This window comes from Streptomyces sp. MMBL 11-1, assembly GCF_028622875.1.
GTDB lineage: Bacteria > Actinomycetota > Actinomycetes > Streptomycetales > Streptomycetaceae > Streptomyces.
On the sequence record NZ_CP117710.1, the window covers coordinates 48,002 to 66,316 of the forward strand.

Genomic DNA, 18,315 nt, shown 5'->3' on the forward strand with positions numbered 1-18,315 from the left:
GTCCCGATGGACCGCAGGCCACCGACTGTCGTCATCCTCACCCCTACACCTAGCAGCACCGATCGACCATCCATGCCTGCAGTCAGGTCGATTCAGTAGGGCGCACTTTGACGGACCGGTACACGTCATGTATATTTTTAGTTGTCAATAGCCGGGTGTCGCCCGGCCCAGCCCCGTGGGCCGGGCTCGAAGGGGGAACCGTGACGGATGCGCACGACCACGCGAGAGCCAGGCCGTAGCCCAGGCGCTGCGCGCTGCCTTGTCCGTTCCCAGCCGCACTCACGTGTGCACGTTGGCCTGCGGATGCCCCGATGCCGAGGGCGATCTCTCCTGGCACATCGACACCGAGACCCGGTCCTACGAACTCGACCCTTCCCCCGCCGCAGCCAGCGTGAGGCTGTCGAACCAGGAGATCCCGCCTCTGGCTTCGCGGCATCGCGCCCTCATCCACTCCAACGCCGGCACGGGAAGACCCACTCAACCGCGCCGGACCAGGCCCCACCTGTGGCGCCTGCGGCCGTCCGCCTTTGGGAGCGGTGATGTCAGATTCGTCTCAGGCCTACCACTGGGTACTCGTCCTCTGGAAGACCGAGAGCGCCGACTCCGAGGAGCCCCTGCTCGGTCGAGGCGCTGGCCTTGCTCTGGGTCGAGAGGCATCTCCAGCCCGAGAACCCACGCTCGATCATCTACCTCGGGCCGTCGGCGCTCCCTCTCCGGCCACCCCTGCACGGCACGTAGCCGCGCTCCTTCGACTTCACCCCCACCCCACCGTTTCCCGAGCACTCCGGAGGTCCCATGAGCAGCACCCCGACATCCGCCGACCCCGCAGTCACGGCGCTGCGTATCGCGCTTGAGCAGGCCGGTCACGACCTGGCCGAAGTCCTGTTCCAGCGAGTGGAATTGGAGAACCAGTCCCACTACGTCGTCGTACGCTACAACCCGCTCGACGCGGAAAAATTCAAGCGGGAGGAGGAGATGTCCACCTCCTACAGCGAAACGTTGCAGCAGGCCGGCTGGCAGGCGGCCCTCGACCTCGGGTCGCTGGTCCTGGTCCCGAACATCCCGCCTCGGGACACCGCCCCCGACAGTTACATCGCCTCCTGGAGCATCTCCATCGACTGTGCGATCAACGACCAGGGTGCCGCTGACCAGGCACGTGAACGACAGCTCGACACCGGTATCACAGAAGCCCTCTGGGACGTGACGGATGCTGCCGGGCGCAGCACGCAGGTTCTCACCCAGGACCCGGACCTCTCATGAGAAGCGCACCCGCCGAATGGAGAAGCCGGCCCTCTGAACCGCAAGAGGTGGCCCTGCCCGGTTTCGGTGTGCTGACGATCCAGATGAGCGTCCTGGAGCACGGTCAGAGCCGGTACGAGATTCTCGGCCGGCACGTCCGCGGCACCGTCGTCGTGGTTCCCAGCACACCGAACGGCGGCCCTGTCATCCCGACGGCCGTGCGGGTCCGGTTCGGTGACGCCGAGGGGAGCGCCAGTTGGTCAGCTCCGTGCTCCGACGAGCCCATCGTGCACGGCGTCCGTATTCACGGGTACACCGACGTCATCAACCCCCGCACGGTCTCACGCCGTGATCACTTCCTCACGTCCGATGCGGTCGCCCGAAGCGACGGCGGGCGCACACGGCGTATTCCGGACGGAGCTCGGGCACTTACCGAGGCGGTGGTCGTCGCGGTCGTCAAGCACTGGCACAGGCGTGACGATCGGGCCCTTCTGGTCCGTGCTGCCGCTCGCAGTAGGGCGGCTGATCAGGTGAGGTACGAAGATCGGCAGATTGCGCGGCTGCAGGCCGAGTTGCAGACGGTCCGCGACGATCGCGCGGCCGCCAGGCGGTGCATCCGGCAGGTCGTCGGCCTGGTCCGGCGCCGCCAGCCGGATGTCCAGCCGCCCGTGACGGGGGCTGCACGGGTGCCTTTCCTCGGGCCGGACGGTGTGCCGATGGGCATCCTGACCGTTCGCGAGAAGGAGGTCGGTGTTCTGCCCGGGCGCGTCGTCTACGAGGTCGAGGGCGGACGTGTACGCGGGACCTTCACCGTGGGGCCGGACCTCTACGACTACTCGCAGGCGATCCCACAGGGCATCTACATCTCCTACGGCCGCCCGATGAGCGGAACTTCGCCCCGGGCATGCGCCGATGAGCCGTCCGTCAACGGAGTGCGGCTCAGCGGCGGCTGGGCTCACGGCCGCCGAAGCGATGACATCACCCCCACGTCCCCCGACCACCTGCCCGCCCAGGTCCGGCTGGGACCGACCACTTCGGCGTCCGCTCCGGCAGCAACATCTCAGCGGGCATCGGCCGTGTTGCGGGCTCTCGCCTTGCACTACCTGTCACGGCCCGACGGAGGTGCCCTGCGTATCGCTGCGGGCAAGCAGCGCGCCGGAGCGACTGCCGCTGCCGCACGCGAGCGATTGGGTCGACTGCGGAAGCGGGATTCCCTGCTCACGTCTCGGTTGCGTCGGCATCGAGCACGCAGGCAGGAGTTCCTCGGTCTGCTCACCGGCCCGAGCCCGGCGCTGGCCGTCGAGCCGACCCGACGTCGCCTCCCGCTGAATCTGGCGGCCTGATACGCACGTCGTTCACCTGCTCGGCAAGATTCGGGAGCGAGGAGCGATCGGTCATGCGGCGGGGCGCAGCCGCACGTTGGCGAGGCGTGCCGCTGCGCGGATGCGGCGTCGGTTCCATCCGGGCTCTGTGGGCAGGGACCGCAGGTGCCGACGCAGCTCGGTGGCCTGGACGATGGTGACGCCGTCGCTGACGAGTCCGCCGCGGGGAATGGCTGCGTGGTGGACGGCGATGATGGGCCGCACCGGGTGGCCGAGCACTTCTGCGGCGCGCTGGGCTTCCCAGACCACTGTGGCGACGGCGCGTTGCTGCGGGTAGCGCCCGTACCAGAGGCTCCCACGGGCGTCGATGCGGACCTTGGAGGATTTCGACCTCCACGACTTCGTGTCTATATACGAGGGGCCACTCCGACCAATGACCAAATGGTCAAGATTTGCCCTTGATCGCGGTATTTGCCGGTCATGCAGTACGACCCATCGGCCGATCCCGAACCAGACAAGGGGTGCGAGGGTACGGCGGGTCCGGCGTTCCCCGGCGGCGCCGGTGGCCCAGGAGCTGCCCTTGCTGCGGTAGAGGCGGCGGAGGACCGCGGCCATGGCGATGACGAAGACCGCGCTGCCCGCGCGCCAGTCCGCGACGTCCGCCGTCAGGTAGGCCGCGATCGCCGACGGGACCGAGGAGACGGGTAGCACCCATGAGGCGGTGCGGTGCTGTTTGCGCCGCTCTTCGGCTCGTATGGCGTCTGCCATCACCTGGGCGCTCGCGCCCGCACCACTCCGGCGTCTGGAAGGCGGCGTGGGCATGATGGGCTCCTCTGCATCGGTCGACGTGCTGGCGATGCTGCCGATCCGGCCCTGTGTACACGGATCGCGGACGGCCGGATGCCGCCGCGGGAGGCCGCGCCCCCCACATCGGTGGTCTGTTCGCCTGCGGCTGGGCCACCTCGCCTCTCCGGGAGTCACGCTCCGCCCGGGTTCGCGCCCTGCGAAACCGCCGCTCCTGCGGTGGCTCTCCACGCTTCGACCCGAATCTGCGCCGGCGGATCCGGCGCCGGGACGGCGGGCCGCTCAGCTCTCCCGGCGAGCAGTCCTTCCGACCCGGGCCATCTCGGTGGGCCACGCGTCAGCCCGCCGAGCTTCTCTGGCGGCCGTCGCGATGTCGCCCCCTGGCTCTGCGCCCGGGTTTTGGCCGTTTCACCAGGTACGAGGGGCAAGAGCGGGGTCAGGACGGCAGCGTCAGCGTCGGCGGCTCGACGCCTTGTTGACCACAGGGGCCCACCGGCTTCGATGGGCGATTCCGGACATGCAAAAGATCCCCGGGCTGCCAGCGCGGGGATCACCTTCTGCTGCGTGGCGCATGCTCTCTCGGCCAGAGGGACCGAGCGGGATACTCCCGGGAGCTAGCCCGCCTCGCGGGAGTACCGGATCGCGGCTCGCCTCGCCCCCCTGCGGTCCCGTTTCCCCTTGGTCCCGGCCTGGTGGAACCCGCTCGCGTTGGAGCTGCGGCGCTCCTGTGCCGCCAAGGCGCGGGCCCGATTTCCGGTGTGGCCATTTGCGTGGAGTTTCATACGGTTGTCGTCCTTTCGCGCGGATATGACCGAACTGGATGTCGGGGCGGAGGGGCTGTCGGGGGCTGCCTTCCGGATTCTCGGAGGCGCGAGCCGAACGAGTTTGACAAGTAAGATTGTACAGGAGATTGACGGTATGCACAACAGCCACCGCCCCTGAGCGCAGGGCATCGCCCACGCAAGGAGCCGCGTGTGGCCTTGCCCGCGGGGGCGGGGCAACGGTGGGACCGGCTACTGCTGCTCGGCCTTGGCGGCCATCTCCGCCGCCGTGGCGGTGGGCCGCTTGCCTGACTGCACCTGCTGAAGGCGCTTCAGCGTCGCGGCCAGCATGTCGTGGGCGTCGGTGACGTCCCCGCCGGCGTCCTGGATCGTTACCTCGATGTTGACCGTTCCGGACCGGGCGTAGGCGTACGCGGATCCGCTCTTCTCGTTGATGAGGAACGTGGTCTCCTCGCCGACCTTCGCGTTCAGTTCGTGCTTGGTGAGTCCCTCGCGGTGCGTCCACGACGAGAAGGCACTTCGCGCGTGTGCAGCGGTGTCGAACTGGCAGATGTTCAGGTCCATCATTCGGGAGCGAGTGGAGCCCTGGTAGTGGTAGTCGGTGTCTCCGCCTCTCGTCCAGCCCGCGGGTTCCGCGCCCTCGGCGTGAGAGCAGTCGTCGGCCGTCCCGGGTAGGCCCTTGTCCAGGTTGCCGAGCTGGTACTCCGCTGGGGCGTCCCGGCCTTCCGGAATCGCCTGAGTGATCTCCCCTTGCGTGAACTGCTTCGTCAGGGGCCGGTCGGTGGCGTCCTGCGCCGGCTTGCTGTCTCCGGTGTCGCCGGAGGAGCAGGAAGCGAGCGCTAGCACGAGGCAGGTCATCAGGGCTGCGGGCAGGGCGGTACGACTGCGTGTCATGAGCACAGACTCTCACTTCCTGTAGGTCGTGTTGGAGGCGGGGATGCTGGGAACCGTGAGCAATTGTTGTCCACGTTCTCGAAGTTGGGTCGGCGGGCCAGCCTCTGGGCCGGGCGTACGTGGACGCGCAGGAGGCGGGAGAACAGCTTCTCGCTGTTCTCCCGCCTCCTGCTGCTGGGCCGGGCCCGATGGGCTACCCCAGCGAGGCAGCGACGTCCGGCGCCGCCAGGAGGCGGACCTCGGCTGCTGCGAGGTCGGCCGGGTGGAGGGCGAAGACCTCGCTGTTCTTGGGCAGCGGGATGTCGCCGCGCAGGAGGAACGCGAGCGTGGCCTGGGTGATGTCCAGCTCCGGCTCCTCGTCGGTTGCCGGGGTGCCGAGACGTCCTGCGAAGTCGGTGATGGTCTCCTCGGTGCCGCGGCGGTAGGCACTGTGAGATCCGTCGGGGTGACGGACGATCACGGCGCTGGCCCGGGCGGCGGCGTGCCAGGCCGCGAGTTCACCGAGTCCGACGCGTGCCCCCGAGGTGAAGAGGCCAGTGAGGCCCTGGCCGAGGATGGCGAGGCCCTCGGCGTACCGGTGCACCGCGTGGTTGGTCCCGGTGACTCCCTGGGCGACGTCGAGCCACCGCATGGTGCGGGCCTCCACGTCGACGACCATCGGGACGGACGCCTTGGCCTGCCCGGCGAGGTCGAACTTCTGCTCTACCTGGCGGGGGTCGAAGACGTTTCCGGTAGATCCGGCCTCGTCGCGGACCATGAGACCGGCGAAGGCCTCATCGAGGGCGTCGAAGGGGACGTCGTTGTACGAGTAGACGGCGGCCACCAGGTAGCGGACGCCTGCCGCGGCCAGCCGGTCCAGATCGAGGTCGACGAACTCGCTCGCGCCCTCAGGGGCGGGGGCGTCCTGCCGGTCACCCGAGTGCACGGCGGCGTTGCGGCCATAGCGCAGGCTGGTGTAGTCGCAGGTCCCGACGTGCTTCCACTCGGAGCTGTACATGGCGACGGACAGGTCGAGGTCGGTAACGCCGGAGGTGTCGCTCTCCATCCAGTGGAGGAAGAGACGGATGGTCCGCCCGGCGGGCATGAGCAGTTCACTGCCTCGCGGCAGGGTGACCAGCGAGCGGGAGGCGGTGCGTTCCGCGAACGGGGCGATCACCCCATCGAGCTCGGCGTCGACGACCGCGAGGTCGACCTGGTCCAGACGGCTGGCCCGGCGCAGGATCTCCCCGGTCAGGACCGCCTCGGCTCGTTCGACCGCGCTGACGGCCAGCGGAGGCCGCTGGTCGGCGACGATGTGAGCCCGGGCGTTTCCGCCCTTCGGGAAGAACACACGCTGCTCGGGCGCCTTCCGGGCGCGGGTGCGGATCTCGCCGAGCGCGGAGAGCAGGACGGCCGGGGCCACACGGGGAGCGGCGTGTCCGAGCGCGCGGACTATCGGTTCGACGCTCTCTCCCCCGGCTATACGCAGTAGGTGGTCCAGGCGGCGCAGCAGCTCACCCGGGCGTCGGCTGAGCAGCGTGAGTGCGTGCGGGGTGTCGGAGCGGGACAGCGCCAGCTCAACCTCGGTTGCCCAGGTGCCCATCCGGATCCTGTCACCGTCCGTCGACGCTCCGGGCACCGCGTTCGCCGTGGTCTTCAGCTGCATGGTGAGGGAATCGGCCGCCAGGCGGAAGCCGCGAAGATCGGCGAAGGCGAGGGCGGTCTTCGGGAAGCGGTTGGCGTACTCGAACGGGTGCAGTCCTTCTCCGGCGTGCTTCCACGCCGTGAGGTGCCGGCGCATGTCCTCGGCGACGAGCTGGGGGGCGAGGTTGTCGAGAACGTCCAGCAGTGCTCGGCGTACGGGCCGGGGCACGGACTTGAAGCGGGGGAGGATGACCAGGCCCGCGTCGCCTCCCGAGCGGACCGCGAGCAGGCGAAGAACGTCGGTGGCGGTGTCCATCCTCGCCGCGAGGGCGGGGAGCGTCACGTCGTACGCGGCCGGGTCGTTGAGGAGCCAGGAGAGGACGCTGGCCTTCGTCTCACGGCCCGGGATCGACTCGGGCAGCCACGACAGGTCGGTACGGTCACGGGTGTCGAGGAACAGGCTGAGGTCGTCCATGTCCTGCGGGCTCAGTGCCGTGGGACGCGAGAGCAGGGTGGCCAGTTCGGAGGAGACGTCCGCGGAGCGGGCTGCGGTGTCACCGCCGTGGGCGAGAACGCGGAGGCGAGTGGGCAGCGCGCGGCCGCGGCCGGAGGGCCGGCGGGGCTGCTCGGGGCGCAGGAACGGGTCGTCCGCGTTGATGCGCCGCTGACAGATCGGGCAGGCCGAGACGTCTGCCCCGTCGAAGCACGCCCGGCACACGAGGTGGGCGCAGGGGGAGACGGGGTGCACCGTGCTGGCGGTGCCGCACAGGACGCACGGCTGCTCGGGTGCCTGGAGGAGCAGCGCCAGGACGCGGTCGACGTAGAGGGCAGCAGTGTCGTCGGGCGTGCTGTCGGGGAAGTTCCGGAACAGTGGGGTGTGCGTGCGGTCAGCTCCCAGCGCGCGGTCGATGTCCTGCAGCAGGGAGTTGCCCTGGTCGGTGAGTGTCGCCGGGGCGAGTTCGGTGAGGGCTCGACGGAGACCGGCCGACATGAGGTAGCCGCGGTCAAGGAGGTCGGAGTCGAGGAGCGCGACGCCGGCGAGGGTCTCGACGGACGGCCGGCTGGTTGGAGCAGGGAGATAGACGGTGCCGCGGCGTGCGAGGAGCGCCGCCGCGAGGCTGTGACGGGTGGATGTGGTCGTCGAGGTGGTGGTGGGCGTCATGGCGTTCCTCTCCTGCGGGATGTGACCGGGGACAGCGGTGGGCGGGCTCGCTCGGCAGGCGATGGCGCAGATGCGGCGGCGTCGAAGGCCGAGGGATGAGCGGTGGTGACGCAGGGCCTGGTCAGCTCTGCGGGTGAGGCGTGCGGTAGGCCCGGCCCGGGGGGGCTGGAGATGCCGGAGCGTGGAGAGGTGCCATGCGGAACCCTCGGATGCGGGGCGGGAAGTGAGCGCGCTGGGATTCCATACCAGGGGTTTGAGAAGGAAGCACGCAACGGAGCCGCCCCGCGGCCCGAGAGTACAAGCTGAGCTTCGCGGTCGCATCGGGTTTGTAGCCCGCTGACGGACTGCGAGTCGCTGCACATCTCTCCGCAGGAAAGCCAGCATGTCGGCTGCCCTGCGAGATCTAATTTAGCAGTAGGTAAGCCTTTTGCCAATTCTTACGTGTCGACAGCGCGGATTAGGGGTCACCGCCCCGCCGGTGACGTACCAGCACGGGCGGGGCGGGGTGGCCCTGCCGCTGCCGGGCAGTCGGGGCCGGCCCGAGCCGCGTGCCGGCACGTTGGCTGCGGGCGCCTCGCGGCCCGGTCGGCGACCGCGTTGCAGGGATTCCCGCCGGACTGGTGGGTGCGCACGTGGACGAACTTGACGTCGCGGCCGATCAGCAGCCCGTCTACACCGGCTGACGACCGGCGTGCCCGAAGTGGACTTCCAGACCCGCCGTCGCTAACCCGGGGTGCCAACTGGTGACCGACGTCCAGGCGTTGGTGGGCCTGCCCAGCGGCCGACGGGCCCAGGATTGCCCTTGGACGCACCGTTACGGGCGGCATGAAGCGGGGCCGTCATCCAGTGGCTCGTCCCGGTCAGTTCAGGTGGCCGGAGAGCCAGCCCTCGAAGCGCGGCGCGGGTGTGCTTCCGTGTAGCCGGACGTCGACACGCAGTTCCCGGAGCCGCGTCTCGGCGGCGGGCGCCGGCCGCCGCAGCCGCATTCCCCTCCACGCGGCGGCGGAGGCGGCGGACCAGGCGAACACCGCGATACCAGCGGAGACGGCGCGGCCCGTGTCCGGCGCCCCCGCCCAGACCATGGCCACAGAGGCAGCGCCCCACAGCCCCCAGATGACTCGTCCGAAGCCGCGGTGATAGACAGCGAACAGGAAGGACGTGCACCCGACGAACTGCCAGAATCTGTAGCCGGTTTCGGCGGTGATCGGCAAGGCGCGGGTGCAGTCCTCCAAGTACGTCCGCACAGGTTCGGTGAGAACGGCGAGCAGGCCCGTACCGCCCGGGGCCGGCGAGGAAACCTCGACCCAGGCGAGCAGCAGGGCCGTGGTGGCGTACAAAGCCGCCAGAGGAGCAGCCGCGACAGCAACGCCACGGATGAGTGCGCGCGCCCAGGGCGCGGCGTCGTACAAGGCGTCACCGATGTAGTCCCAGCGAGTGCCGAGCCAGCTGTGCTGCCACCACTCGCTGACTCGTCGCCAGCCGCCGCTCGGCGCGCTGTTCCCTACTGGCACTTCGGGCCGCCTGGATGACGTGTTCATGGAGCTCCTCATCTCTCGGGTGAACCGGGAGAGTATGGAGCTGAGCCTGTGGACACGGCCGGGCTCAAACCCTCTGCCCGTGGCCCGGGCGGCGGACGCCGCTCCACTCGGCCCCGTCCGGCAGTCCTGCGGCGCCGTCGGCGGACGCGACTCCTACGTGTCGGAGTGAGGTTGCAGGCCCGTACACGCGCGCAGCTCGCCTTGGGCAGCGGCTTGTGGACCGGGGCTCGACGGCATCGGCGCCTGTCCACAGGCCCGCGCTCGGAGGATCGCCAGTGGATGCCACCGCCGCCCGACACAGAGAGGTGTCGAAAGGGCAAGGGGCTCCGCCATGACAGACCTAGGTATCAGTGAAAGGACTGCAATTCCTGTGAATCTGAAGACCCGCGCCGCCGCGGTAGCTCTCTCCACGTCCCTCCTTGCAGGAGGAGCTGCGGCCTTGGCGCCGACCGCGTCGGCGGCCGGTAGCGCCAGCTGCAGCTACAACATCGCCGACCACAATGCAGTTGTGGATGGGTTTAGCGACCACTAACGAAGTGTTCGTGTCCCTCGTTGAGGCGCTCATTGGCCGCGTCACGTAGGTCTTTAGCTAACGGTCTGCTTCTGTTCGCCCCATACGGGATGAAATGGAGGGAATGCCTGATGCGAAGCACATTGGTGCTGCAAGACATGCGGGTGCAGAAGATCAGACGGACGGACGGCAGCTGGTCGTTCGGAATCGTCTGGCCCGACTGCTCGCTCGATGAGGAGGCGGAGAGCTATCTGCGCCTCTACGAGGGCTCGGGCTCCCAGGAGACCTATGCGTACTACCTCGTTGACCACCTTCGGTGGCGCATCCGCGAGGGCCTGACCACGGAGACGATCAAGATCATGGACCTCCACCGCTACCAGGGTGCGGTGGGCGCTCAGGTGCCGATGCCGTACGGGACGCCGTGGCGGGTGCCGCCGAAGCGCCCGTACGGCAAGTCGGCCCTGTCGATCTCGGCGACCGTCCTGAAGGGCTTCTACCTGCACCAGTGCGTGAAGCGTGGCATCAACGACGAGCTGCGCGAAGCGCTGGACGTCGATCGGCTGCCCACCAGGGCGGACCGCAGCAGGTCCTTCCTGGGGCACACCAAGACCTCAATGCCGAAGAACCCGCTGGCACCACCGCAAGGCACCCGCCGACGGCACCCGAAGATGCTGCCGGACGGTGGGGACTGCTGCAAGGTTGGGTGACACCTGACCTGGCTTGCTGAGAGGCGGCCTGGAAGGATGTTGCAGTGCCCAAGCCGTATCCGAAGGAGTTCCGCGAGGACGTCGTGCGGGTCGCGCGCAACCGTGAGCCCGGCGTCACTCTGGAACAGATCGCCGCCGATTTCGGCGTCCACCCGATCACGCTGTCAAAGTGGCTGCGCCGCGCCGACACCGACGAGGGCGGCACCAAGCCCGCACCGGTGTCGAGCGAGTCGGCCGAGCTGCGCGAGGCCCGCAAGCGCATCCGGCTGCTGGAGCAGGAGAACGAGGTTCTGCGCAGGGCTGCGGCGTATCTGTCGCAGGCGAACCTGCCGTCAAAATGATGTACCCGCTCGTCCGCGAGCTGGCCGCCGCCGCTGCCCCTGGCCGGGTGCCGGTGGCGGTGACGTGCCGGGTGCTGGGGCTGGCCCGCCAGCCCTACTACCGGTGGCTGGACCGGCCGGTCACCGACACCGAACTCGCAGAGGCATACCGGGCGAACGCACTGTTCGACGCTCACCGCGACGACCCGGAGTTCGGCCACCGCTTCCTGGCCGATGAGGCCCGCGCGGCCGGCGAGGCGATGGCCGAGCGGACCGCCTGGAAGATCTGCCGCGACAACCGCTGGTGGAGCGCGTTCGGCAAGCGGCGGAGCCGGGGCAAGAGCGCCAAGGCCGGCCCTCCGGTCCACGACGACCGGGTCAAGCGCGACTTCACCGCATCCGGGCCGAACCGGCTGTGGCTCACGGACATCACCGAGCACGCCACCGGCGAGGGCAAGCTCTACCTGTGCGCGGTCAAGGACGTCTGCTCCGGCCGCATCGTGGGCTACTCCATCGACGCCCGGATGAAGTCCAGCCTGGCCGTCAGAGCCCTTGAATCCGCCGTTGCCCGCCGCGGCCAGGTCGCAGGATGCATCGTGCATTCCGACCGCGGGTCACAATTTCGCTCACGGAAATTCGTCGCCGTTCTCGCACGTCACAGCATGATCGGATCGATGGGCAGAGTCGGTGCCGCCGGCGACAACGCGGCCATGGAGAGCTTCTTCGCGCTGCTGCAGAAGAACGTCCTCGACCGCCGTACCTGGGCCACCCGGCAGGAACTGCGGATCGCGATCGTCACCTGGATCGAGCGCACCTACCACCGCCGCCGGCGCCAGAAACGCCTGGCCCGATTGACCCCCGTCGAGTACGAAACCATCATGACCCCAGCCGCAGCCCTGGCTGCATAAACCCCGCTGTCACCTACTCGTGCAGCAGTCCCAATTGTCGCTGGTGTCACTGACAAAGGGGAGCCGCGTGCAAGTAGTGACCAGGGCGGTGAGAGTGCGGCGGGCCGCTCACGTCACCTACGTGAGCGGGTCGACCGACCTCGCGGACGGCGTCCCGGACGGCGCGGCCGACGTCGATCAGGATGGCTGAGGGCGCTTGTCCTGTCACGTCGCGTCTGTCAGATGGCGAGCACTGACCTGCGGGGGTGCCAGATCGTTCTCAATTGCTGGGGGTCGGTGTTCTCAGTCGACCTGTCTATCGTGGAAGTCTCGTCCACGATAGAGGAAGAATCGGGCACTCAGGGCTGCAGAGTATCTCGGGCGCTCTCGTACATCCATGTGGTTCCCACGCGGCTGAAGAAGGAGTCGGCGAACTTCAGAGCGCTGTCCCATGCCCAACTGGTACAGCCGTGGCCGAGGCACTTCTCCGGGAAGTAGGAGTTCCTGGAGTCGGAGTAGAAAGGGTTCGGCGTGAACTTCCGCCCCATGAGCCCAACCACAAATTTGTGCCGGTCAGTACTTCGTCGCTCATCGCTGTGCTCGGGGCGCCACCTAGGTTTGTAGTGAACCAGCTCGTTGCGCAGCTTCATGAGCAGAACTACTTCGGTGAAGGGGCGGACGCCACAGTCGAATCGATCCCGCCCGAGCAACTGGAGCACCTTCTGATATCGCACAAGCGTTTTGGGCTCTTCCCAGAGGTCCCCGCCAGCGGCCGCGATTCGCTGCCGTTCGTTCAGCTGGAGTCCTGTCCGGGCTTCGGCGCCTTCGACGCGCGCGAGGTCGTCTCTTGAGGCCGTGTGGATGAACTCGTTGATGCATGCCTCGATGAAGGCTCCGGATGCGAGCACGGAAGATGTCGCGTACGAGCGGTGGTCCGACCTGGTACCGATGGGCGCGGTGTCTTCCTCGCCGGAGCACGGTGCCAGGGATTCCAGTTCGCCGCACTTGCGGGAGAGAGCGCTAGCGGCGCGGGCGTGGTCCAAAGAGAAGTAGTGCCAGTCCCGGATCTGTACGTCGTTGTCCACGAGACCAAGTGTAGATACGGCGTGTCCGGATGCCACCGACAGCAGGTGCCGCAGCGAGAATCCGACACCGCGAATGAGAGCGAGTGAGAATCCGACAGCTTCAATGTGACCGGACGGCACTTCGCAGAGTAGCGAGTAGGTGACGTCGGCGCCGCTTGCCAGCAAGCCTGCTGATCTGCCAACTGGGTGGCGTCACATGAAGGACTTGCCCCTGCGGGCCCGAAAATACCTGGACTCTGTCCACAGGCCAAGAATTCCAGGATTGCTTCACCAGCAGGTGCCTGGCATCGACGCAGCGTGCGCTCTGACTCCAACCTGCACCAGGGACCGAGAGGGACTGAACTATGGACAACATCACTGCTCAACGTCGCAGACACATACGCGACGTGTCGCCGCCGGTCAGGGCCAAGGCTGAAGCTTTTGCAGTCCCTAATCTGGACAATGGCATCAACTACCGGACCGGGCCGAGCACTTCTTACGTCAGCAAGGGTTTCCTCTACGACGGCGACGACCTGCGCGTCTACTGCGGAAAGGGCAACTGGTACTACACGAAGCTCATTCACCGCAGCAAGAGCGGAATGAAGAAGGGCACGTACGGCTGGGTCCGTAGCGACATGCTGCTGCAGCTCGCGGGCTAGCCCTCGCGAAACTGGGCGGCCCTCCAGCAGTTGCTGGAGGGCCGCCCAGTTTCGCGAGGCGCCGCCCGTGTCAGGAGTCCCGGGTGGGGTGAAGGTGCGATCCCTGTCCGCGGGAGGACTCCGCGCGTGCGTCCTCGGCGGTATACCCCGTGCCGCAGGTGGGGCGGCAGTACGCGAACGCGGGAGCTCCACAATCCTCGCAGGGCTCATCGAAGTCTGCCGGAAGGAACGGGCGAAGGGCGTCGGCGGCAGGGTGCAGAGACAGGGTGGCCCCTAGGGTTGGTGGATGTTCGGGAGCCGTCGGCGAGTTCCGAACGGGTGAGGCATTCAGGCCTGACGACGGGTACTGCAGCGGCTCCCCGAGCGCTCCAGGCGGCTCAGGAGCTGAGATCTGCCACCAGGACTGTGGCGTTGTCGATGTGCTGGGGACGGGCGTGATAGATGGCGGTGGATGCGAGGCGCTGGGCTGCCTGCTGGCATGTTGCACCGGCCAGGTGCCCGGTCATCGGATCACAGGCGCTCTCAAGGGGTTCGTACGCGCCATCAGAGGCGAGGACGAGCCTGCCCAGGCGCCCATCGATCTGCGCAGTGCCGAACTTGGCTGACCCGCCACCGTTCAGAGGCGCCATCGGATGCCATCCCAGATAGGACGTGACCGTGTTCCTGTCTCCCGGCCGGGGAGCCATGCCTTCGTCGAGCCTCTCCTGGGCGCGGTTGTGGTCGCTGGTCAGGAGAGTGAGCTCGCCGTTCGGCGAGAGGTGCCAGGCCCGGGAGTCACCGCACCAGGCGACGGTCAGCACATCCTGGCGCAGGACGGCCAGGACCGCGACGGCGGCGGGAAGCTCTTCCCAACCCCAGGTGTCCCGCCCGGGCTCGGCGCCGGCGGCAGCATGGACTCGGCGAAGCGCCGCTTCGGCGTCGCCGAGCTCGACACCAGCGGACGCGAGGTCGGCGGCGCGTTCCCTCGTCCAGGTGCGGACCTTCTCGCTGGAGCCGATGCCGTCCAGCAACGTGAAGGCGCTGACGCCCCTGCGGGACCTGCCGGCGGTGGCGTCGCACTGGTGACTCCGGGTACCAAGGCGCTGGGCCGAGCGGAATGTGGGCAAGGGCTACTCCTTCAGAAAGTCCTGCGTGCGAGCTACAGAACCTAATTTACCCGCACTGTGCCCGTGTGTCAATTTTTACTTACCATATGCGTGGCGACCTTGAGCGAGCCCCGTCGCGCATCCCGGGCGTGCAGCCCAGCCCGCCCCCTCGGTCAGTCAGCCAGTAGGCGACGCCCCCGGGCGCCCGGGGCGAAGCGTTTTGGCATGTAATAATTGACATAAAACATTCACATGGAGTAAACTGATCCCTCGGGCGGAACGGGAGGCCGAACTCCGCTCCGCCTTCCGACACCCTCGACGTGCGTACCCCGTGCACCGCTCCTAAGCCGCGCCCGGGGCCCTAACGCGCCGACAGGCACCTGGTCGGGTCGAAGGACATCCCCCTGCACGTCATCGATCCACCGCCTGGCAGATCGACTTGCAGGCAGCGATGTCAGACCTCTACGTAAGGATCGCTTCATGACGACTGCACCCGCTCCTTTGGCCAACCGTGTGGCCTACAACACGGCCGTGGACGCGGCCCTGACCGCGTGCGCCGCGTACTACGGAAGCGGGAACACGTCTCTCGACGACGCCTCGTACGACGCGCTGGTCCAGCAGCTCCAGAAGTACGAGCAGCAGAACCCCGAACACGTCCGCCCCGACTCCCCGCTCGGCAAGCTCGGTGGCGGAGCAGCCCCCGCTGGCGACGTCGCCCACACCGTCCCGATGCTGTCGCTCGGTAACGTCTTCGACGCCGAGGGTCTGACGAAGTGGGACGCGTCCCTGGCCCGGCGCCTCGACGGGCCGGTGCGCGAGGGATACGCCGTTGAGCCGAAGCTCGACGGTGCTGCGATCGCAGCCCGCTACCGCAACGGCCGCCTGGTCCAGCTCGTCGGCCGCGGAGACGGCGCACACGGCGAAGACCTCTCGGCCGCCATCGGCAGCATCGTCGGACTCCCCAAGCAGCTCGCCATCGACACCACGGTCGAGATCCGCGGTGAGGCCCTGCTGAGCAGGGAGCAGTTCGAAAAGGCCAACGAGCAGCGCCGGAACCACGGCGCGAAGCCGTTCTCCAACCCGCGCAACGGGACTGCGGGCGCTCTGCGCGGCGCCAAGTCGCGCGGCTACACGATCGAGATGTCCTTCTTCGCCTACGGAGCTGTCACGCTCGACGGCGTGGACATCCTCAGCGGCTCCACGCACGAAGCTGTCATGGCGCAGATCGCCGCCCTGGGGGTGCGGACCACGGCCTCGACCGAGGTGGGGCTGCGTGTCTACGGAACGCTGGCGGAGGCCCAGACCCGCGTGGATGAGATCCGCGCGCTGCGGGCCGAGCTGCCGTTCGGTATCGACGGGGTGGTCATCAAGGCGAATGGCTTCGGCGAGCAGAAGACCGCGGGGTTCGCCACGCGTCATCCGCACTGGGCCATCGCCTACAAGCTCCCCGCGGTCGAGCGGCAGACCAAGCTGATCGGCGTCGAGTGGAAGGCCGGTCGCACCGGGGTCATCGCGCCCCGGGCCGTGCTGGAACCGGTCGAAGTCGATGGCAGTACCGTGCAGTATGCCACCCTGCACAACCCCTCGTTCATCGCCAAGAGCGGCATGATGCTCAACGACGTCGTGACCGTGTGGAAGGCCGGAGACGTCATCCCGCGCATCGAAGCCCCGGTCGTGGACCTGCGTGGTGATGATGCGACTCCGATCTCCTTCCCGGAGGCCTGCCCCAAGTGCGGCGGGGACATCGACAAGTCCGGCAAGCGCTGGGAGTGCGCCAACGGTGCTGGCGGAGGCTGCGGCCTGCTCGCCGCGTTGAGCTACGCCGTCGGTCGGGACCAGCTCGACATCGAGGGTCTCGGCGACACCTTCCTGGAAGCCCTGGTCGACAACGGGGATGTCACCGACGTGGGGGACCTCTTCACCCTGAACCGGGAACAGCTGGCGACAGCCGCGCGCAGCGACAAGCGGGCGGTGGCGCTCCTGGAACAGATCGACGCCGCCAGGAGCAAGCCCCTCAACCGCGTCTTCTGCGCGCTCGGCATCGTGCGGACCGGTCGTACTCTCTCCCGGGAGATCGCCCGCCACTTCAAGACGATGGCCGCCATCCGCTCGGCCGACGCCAGTTCCATGGCGGCCGTGACCAAGCTGCCCGCAGCGAACGCCCCCAAGATCGTGGACCACATCGCCTCGATGAGCGCAGTGATCGACAAGCTCACCGCGGCCGGGGTCAACATGACCGAGCCCGAGGCCGAAGGCGCTGCGGGGCCCCTGAGCGGGCACACCGTCGTGGTCACCGGCGGCATGAGCGGCGCACTGGCCGGACGCAACCGGAACGACGTGAAGGAACTGATCGAGAACGCCGGGGGGGCGTCCTCCAGCAGCTTGTCGAAGAAGACCACGCTGCTCGTGGCAGGAGCGAACGCCGGCTCCAAGCTGGCGAAGGCCCGTGAGGCGGGTACCACCATCGTCACGGAGCAGGAGTTCGCCGAAATGCTCACGGGCTACCTCGGCTGACACTGGCGTGCCCCGGGGGTGGAACGGGCCTTCATGGTTCGATCCGCCCCTGGCGCCCGAGTCGGGACAGGGCCCTGGTGGACTCGGCCCTCGGCGTGCGCCGAGCTCATGGGCATCGTGCGGTCCCGGCCCGGTGAGGATGGGGCCGTCTGACTTTTCGCACGACACGAAGGGCCCCACCATGTGGTGGGGCCCTTCGTCTGCCTCGGACTCTGCGGAGGGCGAGATCCCTCGTTTGCACCGCCACGGAGGAAGCGGGAAGCCCAGGGATCTCGCCGCTACAGCGGACAAGCTGAAGAGTGAGACTCCAGCAGGTTGGACGGGCTCGGCTGCTTAGATGCAGCCTGGCGTCGATGGGGTGCGGATCAGGCCGGAGGCTGGGGGGCGCCGTTCTGGAAACGGGACTGGGCGAGCACGGCGTTGACGCTCGTGATCAGGTCCGACTGCATCTCCGGGGCCATGTCAGGCGCGAACGCGAAGTGGACACGGGCGAGGGGCTGCTCGGCTCCGCCGAGCGTGATGGCGGACTGGGACGGCCGCAGCCCGTCCGCTCCGATATCCACGGCCCAGGAGGACACGTTGGCTGCTCCGTCGATCAGGCCGTGAATCTCGTCGACGGCCGCGCCGTACGCCTCCCCGTCGTCGGCGTCGGCGGGAAGCAGCTGCCCCCATGTGAGGGTCTGCCCCGTGGACGGGACGGTCTCGGTGCCCATGGCTTCGCCGACCCCCATGTGATCGGGGTCGCAGGTGAGGTTGTAGTGCTGGTCCGCGGCCTCGGCTCTGAGGTCAGCGGGGGTATACGAGTTGGGCACGGAGGCTCCTTCTGGCAGTCGGCCGGGGTACGAGGGGGCAGGCACTCTGTCGCGTGTGCTGGTTCGGGCGGCAGGGCGCGACGGTGGTCCCGTCAGCTCAGGTGAGCTGCTCGAAGAGCCGCTGCAGCCCCGTGCAAGTGCGGCACTCTTCTGCCGGCGTGCCCGGGGCGTCGTGCTCGTCGCAGCACCGTGACGCGAGCGACGGCCCACACAGGCCGTCCTTGGTGATCGGCCAGCCGTGGCGGTGCTCCAGGTAGCCGTTGTAGTCGATCCCCGGGCCGACCTGGAGGGAGAAGGGCTCTTCACGCCCTTCCCGTACGGCGACGAGGTGCGCCTCGTATCGCTCTCGGAGCTGGTCCATGAAGCGTGTGTGGGTGTTCTTCGCGATGGGG

At 68.2% G+C, this 18,315-nt stretch carries 14 protein-coding genes; 6 read left to right on the forward strand and 8 right to left on the reverse strand.

The features are described 5' to 3' along the window. Positions 1-795: 795 nt before the first annotated feature. Both PSQ21_RS35585 and PSQ21_RS35590 read left to right on the forward strand, forming a co-directional pair. Positions 796-1,260: a hypothetical protein gene (locus PSQ21_RS35585; protein WP_274036282.1), complete on the forward strand. Its 465-nt coding sequence runs from the start codon at positions 796-798 to the stop codon at positions 1,258-1,260. Further along, positions 1,257-2,582 carry a hypothetical protein gene (locus PSQ21_RS35590; protein WP_274036284.1) on the forward strand — a complete coding sequence of 442 codons (1,326 nt, stop codon included), beginning with the start codon at positions 1,257-1,259 and terminating at the stop codon, positions 2,580-2,582. The genes PSQ21_RS35585 and PSQ21_RS35590 overlap by 4 nt, the downstream gene beginning before the upstream one ends. A gap of 51 nt (positions 2,583-2,633) precedes the next feature. Here PSQ21_RS35590 and PSQ21_RS35595 read toward each other — a convergent pair whose 3' ends face one another. The 4 genes from PSQ21_RS35595 to PSQ21_RS35610 all read right to left on the reverse strand — a co-directional run bounded on the left by PSQ21_RS35595 (position 2,634) and on the right by PSQ21_RS35610 (position 9,364). Further along, positions 2,634-3,383, reverse strand: a complete 750-nt coding sequence (locus PSQ21_RS35595; protein ID WP_274036285.1) for a nuclease-related domain-containing protein — start codon at positions 3,381-3,383, stop codon at positions 2,634-2,636. 995 nt (positions 3,384-4,378) lie between these two features. Next, positions 4,379-5,041 carry a hypothetical protein gene (locus PSQ21_RS35600; protein WP_274036287.1) on the reverse strand — a complete coding sequence of 221 codons (663 nt, stop codon included), beginning with the start codon at positions 5,039-5,041 and terminating at the stop codon, positions 4,379-4,381. Positions 5,042-5,234: 193 nt separating this feature from the next. Beyond that, the gene (locus tag PSQ21_RS35605) at positions 5,235-7,826 is read right to left on the reverse strand and encodes an MXAN_6230/SCO0854 family RING domain-containing protein (RefSeq protein WP_274036289.1); all 2,592 of its coding nucleotides are present in this window, start codon (positions 7,824-7,826) and stop codon (positions 5,235-5,237) included. An 860-nt stretch (positions 7,827-8,686) separates the two neighbouring features. Continuing rightward, positions 8,687-9,364, reverse strand: a complete 678-nt coding sequence (locus PSQ21_RS35610) for a hypothetical protein (RefSeq protein WP_274036291.1) — start codon at positions 9,362-9,364, stop codon at positions 8,687-8,689. A gap of 642 nt (positions 9,365-10,006) precedes the next feature. Here PSQ21_RS35610 and PSQ21_RS35615 point away from each other — a divergent pair. Together PSQ21_RS35615 and PSQ21_RS35620 are read left to right on the forward strand one after the other, a co-directional pair. Continuing rightward, positions 10,007-10,582: a hypothetical protein gene (locus tag PSQ21_RS35615; RefSeq protein WP_274036293.1), complete on the forward strand. Its 576-nt coding sequence runs from the start codon at positions 10,007-10,009 to the stop codon at positions 10,580-10,582. A gap of 44 nt (positions 10,583-10,626) precedes the next feature. Next, positions 10,627-11,810, forward strand: a protein-coding gene (locus tag PSQ21_RS35620) for an IS3 family transposase (protein WP_274036295.1) whose coding sequence is annotated in 2 segments (ribosomal slippage) — positions 10,627-10,914 and positions 10,917-11,810 — 1,182 coding nt in all. Because the reading frame shifts where the segments join, the coding sequence is not laid out codon by codon here. Positions 11,811-12,148: 338 nt separating this feature from the next. Here the strand turns inward: PSQ21_RS35620 and PSQ21_RS35625 are convergent. After that, positions 12,149-12,874 carry a hypothetical protein gene (locus PSQ21_RS35625; protein ID WP_274036298.1) on the reverse strand — a complete coding sequence of 242 codons (726 nt, stop codon included), beginning with the start codon at positions 12,872-12,874 and terminating at the stop codon, positions 12,149-12,151. Positions 12,875-13,218: 344 nt separating this feature from the next. Between PSQ21_RS35625 and PSQ21_RS35630 the strand changes: the two genes are divergently transcribed. Next, entirely contained in the window at positions 13,219-13,512 is a 294-nt protein-coding gene (locus tag PSQ21_RS35630; protein WP_274036300.1) for an SH3 domain-containing protein, read from the forward strand. Between the two features lie 377 nt (positions 13,513-13,889). Here PSQ21_RS35630 and PSQ21_RS35635 read toward each other — a convergent pair whose 3' ends face one another. Then, the gene (locus tag PSQ21_RS35635) at positions 13,890-14,618 is read right to left on the reverse strand and encodes a PP2C family protein-serine/threonine phosphatase (protein WP_274036302.1); all 729 of its coding nucleotides are present in this window, start codon (positions 14,616-14,618) and stop codon (positions 13,890-13,892) included. 459 nt (positions 14,619-15,077) lie between these two features. On the opposite strand from PSQ21_RS35635, the gene ligA reads away from it, so the two are divergent. Beyond that, on the forward strand, positions 15,078-17,111 hold the full coding sequence (gene ligA, locus PSQ21_RS35640; RefSeq protein WP_274036305.1) for an NAD-dependent DNA ligase LigA: 2,034 nt from the start codon (positions 15,078-15,080) through the stop codon (positions 17,109-17,111). A 365-nt stretch (positions 17,112-17,476) separates the two neighbouring features. Here the strand turns inward: ligA and PSQ21_RS35645 are convergent, their stop codons facing one another. After that, on the reverse strand, positions 17,477-17,923 hold the full coding sequence (locus tag PSQ21_RS35645) for a hypothetical protein (RefSeq protein ID WP_274036307.1): 447 nt from the start codon (positions 17,921-17,923) through the stop codon (positions 17,477-17,479). A 97-nt stretch (positions 17,924-18,020) separates the two neighbouring features. Then, on the reverse strand, positions 18,021-18,284 hold the full coding sequence (locus PSQ21_RS35650; protein ID WP_274036309.1) for a hypothetical protein: 264 nt from the start codon (positions 18,282-18,284) through the stop codon (positions 18,021-18,023). Positions 18,285-18,315 lie beyond the last annotated feature (31 nt).